We start from the raw sequence: 10,868 nt of genomic DNA, 5'->3' as shown, positions 1-10,868 counted from the left end.
GCCCTGTTGGGTTCCTACACTACGTTTCAGCATGATGCCATTATAATGGAACTGGGAAAAGTATTCGGTTTACCGGTTGAAGAAATAAAAAGCCTGCAGCGCGCTTCACAGCCTGGCGACAAAATCCAGCGGCTCATTATGCAATATGGCCGGCTGATGAAGAATTTTCCCAACAATATTTCCATTCACCCCTGTGGCATGCTGGTTACCGAGAAACCTATATATGAGTATGCCGCTTTATTTATGCCGCCTAAAGGATTTGCCACCACGCAAATGGATATGTTCGTGGCAGAGAACATCGGCATCAACAAATTTGATGTGTTGAGTCAACGGGGGCTGGGGCATATAAAGGAAAGCCTGCGCCTGATAAAAGCTAACAGGGGAATAGATGTTAATATTCATGACTTCCAGAACTTCAGACATAATACCGCCATCAAAGATCAGATCCGGGGAGCGCAAACCATTGGTTGTTTTTATATAGAATCACCCGCCATGCGGCAGCTGCTGAAAAAGCTCCGGTGCGATGAGTACATCACACTGGTGGCGGCCAGTTCCATTATCAGACCGGGCGTAGCACAGTCGGGTATGATGCGGGAGTATATAACCCGGTTCCATAACCGGGAGAAAATAGTGTACCTGCACCCACTTTTTGAGGAGCATTTAAGTGAGACTTTCGGCGTAATGGTTTTCCAGGAAGATGTGATAAAGATCGCGCATTATTTTGCCGGTTTGTCCTTAGGCGAAGCAGACATTCTGCGCCGGGCTATGAGTGGTAAATACCGATCGAGCAATAAATTCAAACATGTAAAGGATAAGTATCTGTCCAATTGCCGGGAACTGGGACATTCAGACGAGCTGGCGCATGAAGTATGGCGACAGATGGAAAGTTTTGCCGGTTACAGTTTTAATAAAGCACACTCGGCCAGTTTTGCGGTGGAAAGTTATATGAGCCTGTACTTAAAAACTTTCTTCCCTAAAGAATTTATGGTAGCCGTGATCAATAATTTCGGCGGCTTTTATTCAACGGAATTATATTTTATTGAATTGATGAAAGCCGGTGGTATTATACACGCCCCCTGCATAAACAACAGCGAAGTATATACCAGTATCAGGGGCGATGAAGTGTATACCGGTTTTGTGCATATTAAAGCGTTGCAGGAAAACTCCATGCAACAGATCATGGAAGAGCGGAAAACGGGTGGCGCCTTTCTGCATTTGCAGGATTTTATTGAACGCACCCATATCGGGCTTGAACAACTCAACATCCTGGTGAGTGTGGGCGCCTTTCGCTTTACGGGTAAAACAAAAAAACAATTATTGTGGGAAGCCAATTTTCTGCAAAAGAAAAATAAGGCCCATATCCCGGTAAGCGAATCTTTGTTTGTAGAAAAGCCGGTGGAGTTTAGTTTGCCTGTACTAACTGACAATGCGGTTGATGATCTGTACGATCAAAAAGAGATCCTGGGTTTTACCTTATCGAACCCGTTTGCAATGGTTGATGCCGATACCGATAATTACGTTCCCGCCCGGGAAATAGGCAATCATTTGCACCAGGTAATTACGGTGCTGGTTTATTTTATCGCCAGCAAACATGTGCAAACGAAAAATAATGACATCATGTTCTTCGGAACTTTTATTGATAAAGACCTTGACTGGGTGGATACCGTTCACTTTCCTGATACGGCCCGCAATTACCCCTTGCACAGTGGAGGATTTTATAAACTCACCGGCCGCGTAGTGGATGATTTTGGGGTGTTTAGCATTGAAGCCCGCAAAACGATTAAGGTGGGATTTAAAAAACGCAGTTACGATACGCTTAAATAACGACCATGTTATTATCAAAGGACAGACATATTGCGCATTTTGACCTGGATGCTTTTTTTGTATCGGTAGAAACTTTGCGAAATCCGAAGTTTTGCGGCAAGCCATTGCTGGTAGGGGGAGGCAGTGACCGCGGTGTGGTGGCTGCCTGTAGTTATGAAGCCCGCAAATTTGGCATTCACAGCGCCATGCCTATGAAAATTGCCCGCAGGTTATGTCCGGAAGCAATTATTATAAGAAGCGATATTGAGGCCTACAGTAAATATTCCCGCCTGGTGACGGATGTGATAAAAGATACTGTTCCCGTTTTTGAGAAAGCGAGTATCGATGAGTTCTATATCGATCTTACCGGAATGGATAAGTTTTTCGGTTGTTTGCAGTTTACCGGCCAGTTAAAGAAAAAGATCAATAAAGAAAGCGGGTTGCCTGTTTCCTGGGGGCTGGCTTCCAACAAACTCATCAGCAAGGTGGCTACCAACGAGGTAAAACCTAATGGACAGCTGGAAATACCTTTTGGGAACGAAAAGTCGTTTTTGGCGCCGCTTAGCATTATAAAAATCCCGGGCGTAGGTAAGGAAACAGGTTATAAGCTGTTAAAGATGGGTGTTGAAACGGTGAAAGTGTTGAGTGAGATTCCCATGGAGATGATGGAGAACCTGTTGGGAAAATCAGGGATCGATCTGTGGCGCAAGGCAAACGGCATCGATGAAACGCCGGTGGTGCCCTATCATGAACAAAAATCGATCTCTACAGAAAGCACGTTTCAAACAGACACCATCGATACCCATTTCCTGCACAGCCAGCTGGTACGGATGACGGAAGAAATTGCTTTTCAATTACGGCAGCAAAACAAGCTGACCGGCTGCGTGACCGTGAAAGTGCGGTATTCGAATTTTGAAACTTTTACCAAACAGATTACCATTCCTTATACCAATGCCGACCATGTGCTGTTACAAACGGCTAAGGAGCTGTTCAATAAGCTGTACGAACGGCGATTACTCATCAGGTTATTGGGTATCCGGTTTACCCACCTCATTCCGGGGAATTACCAGATCAGTTTATTTGAAGATACCCAGGAAATGATCAAACTGTACCAGGCAATCGACAGCGTAAAAAAGCGATTTGGTGAAAAAACGCTTATCCGGGCCGTTGGAGTGGGCGTATAAACGAAAATTCACGCTTTTGTGCCTGCGTTATAAGTGAAAATACTTATTGGGAAACGGAAAACTATTCATTTTTCATCTTTCTGAAAAAATCTTTTGTCGAACGCTTCACTCCGGTGTATAGTAATAAGGGGAATGTCACATCTTTTTGTGCAGGCAACCCTGATTAAAACCGTATACGATTTGTGTAGCAGAAATTTTGAAAAAAATAGAAGTAACTATGAAAAAAGAACACCCTATCACTATCGCCGTAGTAGATGACAACGCCCTGATTCGTGAAAGTGTAAAATTCCGCCTTAAATCATTGGGTTACAATGTAGTTATGGAGGCAGAAAATGGGCAGGAGTTCCTTGATAAATTACAGGAGAGCCATACACCAGATATATGTGTGCTGGATATTAATATGCCGGTAATGGATGGGTTAGAAACCACCGTTCATTTAAAAAAGGAATGGCCGGCCATGAAGATCATTTTCTTTTCCATGGAAGACAGCAGTATATATATTAATAAAGGGATTCAATTGGGGGCCGATGGATTTGTTGCGAAAGATGCACCCTTTACAGATTTAAATAATATGTTGTTGTCGGTGATAAAACAGGTACAGGTGGCCTAAAACCTGATAAGTTTTTGTAAAAACACGCTCATTCCATTAAACCAAATAACAAAAGCCTCCCGATGCATCGGGAGGCTTGTTTATTTAATCGGTCTCTGACGATCTTTAATATCTGCCATCTTTTTTATCCATAGAACGGCCTACACCATAACCAGCGCCACCACCTAATACGGCACCGGCGGCTGCACCTAATCCCCGGTTCTTTTTAACTATTATAGCACCTGCTGCTGCTCCAACACCGGCGCCGATCACTGTTCCCTTGGCCGCTTTACTCCAGCCTTTTTTCTTTTTAACCGGTTGGGTAGCCGGCGCTGTTTCATTAACTGTATAATGTTTGTGTACTACCACAGTTTGCGTAGGCGGAGTAGCTGTTTTCGTCTGGGTATTCTGTTGTTGATCTTTCCATTCTTTATACTCTTTATACTCCGATTGAGAAATGGAATTTGGCGTTACAGGCACACTGCCTGATTCCAGTTTGTTGTCATTGTTCTTGCACGACGATACCAACATGGCCGCACTTAGTACTACTGCTGTGGTTGTGTAAAATATCCGTTTCATAATCTGCGATTTTAAGGTTATTCAATCACTACCTGTATATACAGAAAAAGTGTGCCATAAACCCGGCAAATGTTAAAAATGATGCCAGGAAGCGCTGTATCCCCTCATTTTCAATAAAATAGCAGTCATTCACATTAACATAAAGAAATTTTAAGGCTTTATGGCAGTATTCTGTTAAAGAATATTGAAGCATTGGGATTTTTACGATCCTTTGCGAACTTTTTGCTAAACATGTTTTGCAGAGTAAACGAGCGAAGATCAATAGATTGATTGATGAGCTTAGTACGTTCCTATTCGTTATGCGCAGGTGCTAACCGTATTTTCACGGTTGTGGTTGAACGATAGTTAATTGTATAGTGTACGTTTCCGGGAACGTTTGCGTAAAAAAATATGTTATAAGAACCTTGTGATCGTTCACTTCTTTTTAACTTTCCTGTAGTTATTAATTACCCATTCCCCGGATTTTTTCTACAATTACCCAGTAAGTTTTTTTATCCGTGCCGATTACCCGATCCCGTTATTGCTAATAGCGATCAGTTGCTTATTGTTTCGCCGGAAACCCTCCTCCTGCGTAATGAGCATATCATCTGCTATATAGCTTTCAACCAGTTTCACCCGAAATGGTGTAGCCAGCTGTACGTAGTTTTTGCGCGAAACTATGCGGGACCCTTATTGCCTTAACGATTTTCTTTTATACTTTAATTAAAGCTTGTTTTATGAAAAAAATGCTATTACTATTATTTTCCTTATTCTCTGTTTATGTGGGTACTTATGCCCAGGACCTGTATGTATCTCCTTCGGGAAGTGCATCCAATTCGGGCACTTCCATTTCAGCGCCAACTACCCTGGCGAATGCGATTGCTACTATTACTGCCGGTAGCACTATTTATATGCGGGGTGGTACTTACAATTTAACTGCCACCGTATTGATTGCGGAATCGAACAGTGGTACTTCTTCTGCACCTAAAAACATATTTGCTTATGGAAGTGAAGTACCTGTAATCAGTTTTGCCGGGATGGCTGTTGCTTCCTCCAACCGGGGTATTATTCTGGATGGAAGCTACTGGCATTTAAAAGGCTTGATCATCGAAAGCGCCGGTGACAATGGAATGCTGCTTTCCGGTGATAACAACACTATTGAAAGCTGTATCTTCAGAAAGAACGCCGATACCGGTTTACAGCTAAGCCGGTATAATACCAGTTATACCACTATTGCGCAATGGCCCAGTAATAACCTGATCCTGAATTGTGAATCGTACGACAACAAGGACCCGGATAATGAAGACGCCGATGGTTTTGCCGCCAAACTTACCTGCGGCGCAGGAAACGTTTTCCGGAATTGTGTTTCCCATAATAATATCGATGATGGCTGGGACCTTTACACAAAACCCGATACCGGACCTATTGGGGCCATCACGCTGGAAGGTTGTATTTCCCATGACAATGGTATTCTCACCGATGGTACTACATCGGGCAATGGCGACAAAAACGGCTTTAAGCTGGGTGGCGAAGATATTTCGGTGAACCATATTGTAAGGAGATGCGTGGCCTATAACAACGGTCAGCATGGGTTTACTTACAACAGGAACCTCGGTACTATTGAGGTTACGAATAACACTTCATACAATAACACCCAACGTAATTTCAATTTCGATGGTGGTACCAGTGTATTTAAAAACAACCTGTCGTTCCAGAGCGGTTCAAACGATCGCATTATCGGCACTGCAACAGCGCCCAATTCCTTTCAGGGAGCTGCAGGTGGTTTTACAGTAACAGCAGCCGATTTTGTTACCTTAACGCCTGGCCCTGCTGCCAACCCAACCTCAAATGGGTTTTTGAATTTAGCGGCCGGAAGTGATCTCATTAATGCTGGTGTAACATCTACCGGTATTACGTACAATGGCAGCGCGCCAGACCTGGGTGCTATTGAATCGGGTAATACGTCTACTTCCTATTCCCTTACCACTAATATATCGCCTTCAGCGGGTGGAACAGTTAGCCGCAATCCGAACGCCACCACTTATGCTTCCGGTACGGTTGTTACGCTTACCGCTACTCCCGGCAGTGGCTATACCTTTACTGGATGGAGTGGGGATGTTACCGGTTCTTCCACTTCAGTAACAGTTACCATGAACGCCAATAAAACGGTTACCGCCAACTTTACCAATAGCACCGGCACCACGTATACCTTAACCACTACAGCGAGTCCTTCGGCAGGTGGTAGCATAACACGTAGTCCCAATGCCACTTCCTATGCAGCCGGTACTGTTGTAACCTTAACGGCAGCACCCGCATCCGGTTATGTTTTCAGCAGCTGGAGCGGTGGTGCCAGCGGTACCAGCACTACTACAACAGTTACCATGAATGCCAACACCAGTGTTACGGCCAACTTTACTACCAGCGGTGGCACCGGCACTACTTTGCGCATCGATGATAAATCAGGTACAGGTATCGGTTATTGCAGCGCGAACGGTTCCAGACAAAACACTTACACCGGCGCAGATGGCGGCTATTATATTAACCTGAGTAATTCGAGCGGACAGGGCATTACCTGGGCAGTGAGCGCAGGAGCGGCTGGTACGTATAACCTGGTTTGGCGCTATGCCAATGCGGGTTCACAAAGCGCTACAACGGCCAGGGTGCTGGTAAATGGCGTGCAGGTGAATGCGGCAGTGGCCTTCCCGAAAACAGCTGCCTGGAGCACCTGGACCACTACCGCTCAGATCCCTGTAACCTTAGTTGCCGGTGCGAACAAGATCAGGCTGGAAACAACGGTTGCTGCAGAATTTGCGAATATAGACTGGATAGAAATCACCGGGAACAACCCCACCGAAGCATCCTGCAGTGCTGCCACCGGCGCAAGAATAGAAACGCCCATTACAGGTGTTAATCCGGCTGAGATGAAGCCAATAGTACTGCCTAATCCAACAACCGGTTTATCAACGCTGCGGTTTAACGTTACTGCTTTAGAAAAAGTGATGGTGAACCTGTATGCAACCGATGGCCGGTTAATAAAAACATTGACCAATAAAACCTATTCGCCTGGTAGCTATACAATACCCGTAGATTATACCGGCTTACAAAAGGGAGTTTATTTTATCATCATACATAACGGCCATTCAAAAACTGTTCTTCAAAATACGTTCGTACACTAACTATAAGCCGGTAATAACAAGAGAGTCCGCCGCGGCGGACTCTTCTTTTTGTTTGCAACTATCACCAGGGAGGTAAATAAAAAGAGGATGCATCTTATCAGATGCACCCTCTTATACTGTAAAGGAGGCGATTGTTACTTGTTACGCTACGCTGGCTCCGGCAAATTCCAATTGTTCAGCTGCTGTGAGCGGGAACAGGTACCAGCAAATGCCCAGTAAAAAGCAGGCATATTCTTCATTGCTGTATTTGTTGGCCAACAGTGAAGCAAAGGAAGGAGCTGCAGTCATATCACACACAGCCAATGGCATGGATACCGTATGTTCAAATACCACCAGTTGCGAATTGTTCTGCAACATGTAGTAGTATTTTTTTCCTTCAATTTCTATGAACCCTGTACCGTGAACCTTGTCAATAGCCAGTTTTCCAATTTCAACCCCATATTCATTTTTCAATATGGTTTTGTTGTGCCATAATCCTGTTTTGTCGATAAAAAAAAGCCGGTGGTTTTCTTCGCTACTAATACGTACTGATTGTTGTTCGAGGTTATACTTTATTTCCAGTTTAGTATTGTCGCCTTCCGTCAATTGATATTTTCTAATATAAACAGAAGGCTGGTTAACATACACCCATTTCATAATGCGGCAATTAGCGAGTTAAGAAATTTTTAGGAATCTCCTGCCAAATGTATACTTGTTCACTGTAAGAAAAATTCTGTGTGGATTATTAATTGTGCATTGTGGAAAAAACGAGCAGGTTTTTGATTAATGTCAAATATTTGACTGCGTTTTCCGAAATGGAATATTAACTCTGCATTATCTTTTTGTTAACTGGTGTTTTGTGTTATAAAAATTGTTATAAGTATAATTCTGCTGCCATTATTGATGTGTTACGGAACCTGAACCAGAAATATGTGTGGTAACGGCTGGTGAGCCTTTAAACAAAATGCTGCCACTGCCTGAAATGCTTGCATCCAGGGTTTGGGTGGCAAACAATTGAATATTACCAGAGCCCCTGATGCTGGCGCGGGCATCTTTTACCTGTAAGCCCGATGCATTTATTAATCCGCTGCCGCTAATACGCAGGTTGTTCGTATTGGCATTGCCGCTGCTAACGGTTATTATTCCCGATCCATCTATATCGGCATTGACCTCTGTGGTGGTTACATTGTTAACCTTCAGGTTGCCTGATCCATTTACATGTAAGCCCATATTGGCAGGGGTAATAAGGTCAGATACTTCCAGGTATCCGGAACCATTCACCGTGAAAGACCGTACATCCGGGCCATTTACCAATACGGTAATGCCATCATTAGTGCGAACCCTGGTGATATCATGGCGGAAACGGATCTGCAGCTCATTATTGATAACAACTGTTTCTATTTCTTCCAGGATGTTTTCCTGGGCTTGTAGTTCTACCTTAAAAACGGAATCCTGTTTAAAATAAAGTTCGGCCGGTATCCTGAGGTTCAATCCATCAAAGGTGGCTGTTTGCCGGCTTTCTACTACTACCGGTCCTTTACCGGTGATCTTTTTACACGAGGAAGAAACAATGAATAATAAGACCACGCAGATGGCTAAATGGAAATTTTTCATGGTTGTAATGTTTATAATTGATAAATGATTGCTATACGATTACCATTCTACTTTATAGTTCAATACCGGGATCATACCGTTCTGGTAATTGGTGATCGTGGTTCCTTTCAGCAGGTCATATTTCTGGTTGTAAATATTTTTCCGGTTTATTACATTTTGAATATCGAGCGAAAGCGTACTGGTTAAACGCGTACGGTTCCATTTAAGACTGACACGGCAATCCGGGCGGAAGTAGGCCTGGTTTTGCAAACTGAACGCTTCCTTCTCTTTGTAAATGGTGTAGCCTTCCTGTTGTGAAGCTGCCAGGTCAATAGGCGTTGTACGGTAACCACCGGCATAAATAACCTTGATGTTTATACCTAACACCTTACGTTGCCCTGATAAGGGAAACTCTTTTCCTGCCACGCCGTTGAAAAGATAGTTGCCATTGTAGCGGGTATTTCTTTCTACGCCATCTGCTGCGGTGTATTTCGATTGATAAAAGGAACCATTCACCGTATAATAAAGATTGTTATCGAGGTATTTCTCCAGGGTTAACTCAATGCCATAGTTTCTGCCCTTTCCATTATTGGTAAGCGGATCGGTGATGAATTCATTTTGAATGTTGAGGGTAGAAAAGGTTTTGGCGAGGTCCACCGTCACTGGCACATCAAACAGTTGCTGATAATATACTTCTCCTTTTGCCCGTAACTTATAACCTACTAACCGGCTATAGGAAAGCACAAAGTGATGCGCCCTGGTAAGATCGATGTATTGATTGGTCGCCTGGCCATTGATGTCTTTCGCAAAGTATACACCCAATGGCTGTAGCTGGCTGTGCAACCCATAACCAAAAGCCAGGGAGCTTTTATTGTCGGGGTCCCATTTAACAGAAGCCCTTGGCTCGGCCGAACCTGTATTATTGTACAACAAAGCCAGGTAATGCATGCCTACGTTAAAGGTGAGGTTATTGTAGGGTTTGTATTGCCATTGCACAAAAGCCTGAACGGTTTGGGTATTACCGCTGGTATTGATGTTTTCAAGCAACGGTGCATTTGGATTTTCCTTCGATAGCTTGTAATATTTAAAGAAAATGAAATTTACATAAGCGCCTGCCCGCAGGGCATTGCTGGCATTGATCTTATGATTGAGGGTAGAAGAGACCAGTATTTTTTGGGTGATGTAATTGTCCTTGTAATTGTCTACAATGCTCTTGCTGCTCTGTACATATTTCTCATTGTAAGAGTTGGAAGTATATGAAAATGCCAACGCTGATCTCAGGGTGGTTTGATTGTCGATAGGAATAGTATGCGTGATGCCGGTAGCGCCAGTATTCGCGATAAACTTACCGGCGTACCGGTCATCCTGCATTTCCCATTTAGAACTATCGGTCTCGATCTTTTGGTTGTCGGAGCTCAATCCGCCAAAACCAAACACCGTAAAAATTCCTTTATTTTTTGTGGGGAGATAAATATTATACGAAAGGTCCTGGAAATTGGTGGCGCCCTGCGACAGATCGAGGCCCATCTTGTTTAACAATGACAGGGTAGAGTACCGGTAGTTTACCAGGTAAGAACCCTTATGCGATGCAGACAGTGGGCCTTCGGCTGCAGCATTCAAACCCAGAAAACCTGCCTGCAGCGCATACTCGTTTTTTTCATTATTGCCTTTCCTGAGTTTCAGATCAAATACCCCGCTTAACGCATTGCCATATTCGGCGGCAAAAGCGCCGGTTATAAAATCGCTGTTGGCAAGTGTTTGAGAACTTAAGATAGAAATACCGCCACCACTGCCGCCGGCTTCGCTAAAGTGATTGGGGTTGGGAATATCAACGCCTTCCATCCGCCATAATAAACCGGTGGGCGCATTCCCTCTTATCACGATATCATTACCACCATCATCGGCACTGGCCACGCCGGCAAAACCGGTGACCATCCGTAATGGATCATTTACTGCTGCAGCATATTTTTGTGTTTCTTCAACGGT

Annotated in this window: 7 protein-coding genes and 1 pseudogene; 4 read left to right on the top strand and 4 right to left on the bottom strand. The window is 43.9% G+C overall.

Going from position 1 to position 10,868, the window contains the following annotated elements; translation table 11 throughout:
- The 3 genes and pseudogenes from ACJ751_RS28610 to ACJ751_RS28600 all read left to right on the top strand — a co-directional run.
- Positions 1 to 1,824, top strand: a pseudogene (locus ACJ751_RS28610) (DNA polymerase III subunit alpha); the annotation flags it as partial.
- A gap of 5 nt (positions 1,825 to 1,829) precedes the next feature.
- Positions 1,830 to 2,987 (top strand): DNA polymerase IV, encoded by a 1,158-nt coding sequence (gene dinB / locus ACJ751_RS28605; protein ID WP_407748962.1) that lies wholly within the window; start codon positions 1,830 to 1,832, stop codon positions 2,985 to 2,987.
- Between the two features lie 217 nt (positions 2,988 to 3,204).
- Positions 3,205 to 3,597 (top strand): response regulator transcription factor, encoded by a 393-nt coding sequence (locus ACJ751_RS28600; RefSeq protein WP_407748961.1) that lies wholly within the window; start codon positions 3,205 to 3,207, stop codon positions 3,595 to 3,597.
- Between the two features lie 105 nt (positions 3,598 to 3,702).
- Here ACJ751_RS28600 and ACJ751_RS28595 read toward each other — a convergent pair whose 3' ends face one another.
- On the bottom strand, positions 3,703 to 4,155 hold the full coding sequence (locus ACJ751_RS28595; RefSeq protein WP_407748960.1) for a glycine zipper domain-containing protein: 453 nt from the start codon (positions 4,153 to 4,155) through the stop codon (positions 3,703 to 3,705).
- Between the two features lie 716 nt (positions 4,156 to 4,871).
- Here ACJ751_RS28595 and ACJ751_RS28590 point away from each other — a divergent pair.
- Positions 4,872 to 7,310 carry an InlB B-repeat-containing protein gene (locus ACJ751_RS28590; RefSeq protein ID WP_407748959.1) on the top strand — a complete coding sequence of 813 codons (2,439 nt, stop codon included), beginning with the start codon at positions 4,872 to 4,874 and terminating at the stop codon, positions 7,308 to 7,310.
- Positions 7,311 to 7,451: 141 nt separating this feature from the next.
- Here the strand turns inward: ACJ751_RS28590 and ACJ751_RS28585 are convergent, their stop codons facing one another.
- The 3 genes from ACJ751_RS28585 to ACJ751_RS28575 all read right to left on the bottom strand — a co-directional run.
- Positions 7,452 to 7,946, bottom strand: coding sequence for a hypothetical protein (locus ACJ751_RS28585; RefSeq protein WP_407748958.1), 495 nt, complete (start codon positions 7,944 to 7,946; stop codon positions 7,452 to 7,454).
- Between the two features lie 240 nt (positions 7,947 to 8,186).
- Positions 8,187 to 8,903, bottom strand: a complete 717-nt coding sequence (locus tag ACJ751_RS28580) for a head GIN domain-containing protein (RefSeq protein ID WP_407748957.1) — start codon at positions 8,901 to 8,903, stop codon at positions 8,187 to 8,189.
- Between the two features lie 39 nt (positions 8,904 to 8,942).
- Positions 8,943 to 10,868 (bottom strand): hypothetical protein (locus ACJ751_RS28575; protein ID WP_407748956.1); only part of this gene is annotated, 1,926 nt, incomplete at its 5' end.

Source organism: Niastella sp. (assembly GCF_045805085.1).
GTDB lineage: Bacteria > Bacteroidota > Bacteroidia > Chitinophagales > Chitinophagaceae > Niastella.
The sequence above is the reverse complement of the archived record's forward strand: the minus strand, read 5'-3'. Positions and strand labels throughout refer to the sequence as shown.

Bases quoted from the DNA above. Each gene is read 5' to 3' on its own strand.
- dinB (WP_407748962.1), top strand. From the start codon at position 1,830: ATGTTATTATCAAAGGACAGACATATTGCGCATTTTGACCTGGATGCT.
- ACJ751_RS28600 (WP_407748961.1), top strand. From the start codon at position 3,205: ATGAAAAAAGAACACCCTATCACTATCGCCGTAGTAGATGACAACGCC.
- ACJ751_RS28595 (WP_407748960.1), bottom strand. From the start codon at position 4,155: ATGAAACGGATATTTTACACAACCACAGCAGTAGTACTAAGTGCGGCC.
- ACJ751_RS28590 (WP_407748959.1), top strand. From the start codon at position 4,872: ATGAAAAAAATGCTATTACTATTATTTTCCTTATTCTCTGTTTATGTG.
- ACJ751_RS28585 (WP_407748958.1), bottom strand. From the start codon at position 7,946: ATGAAATGGGTGTATGTTAACCAGCCTTCTGTTTATATTAGAAAATAT.
- ACJ751_RS28580 (WP_407748957.1), bottom strand. From the start codon at position 8,903: ATGAAAAATTTCCATTTAGCCATCTGCGTGGTCTTATTATTCATTGTT.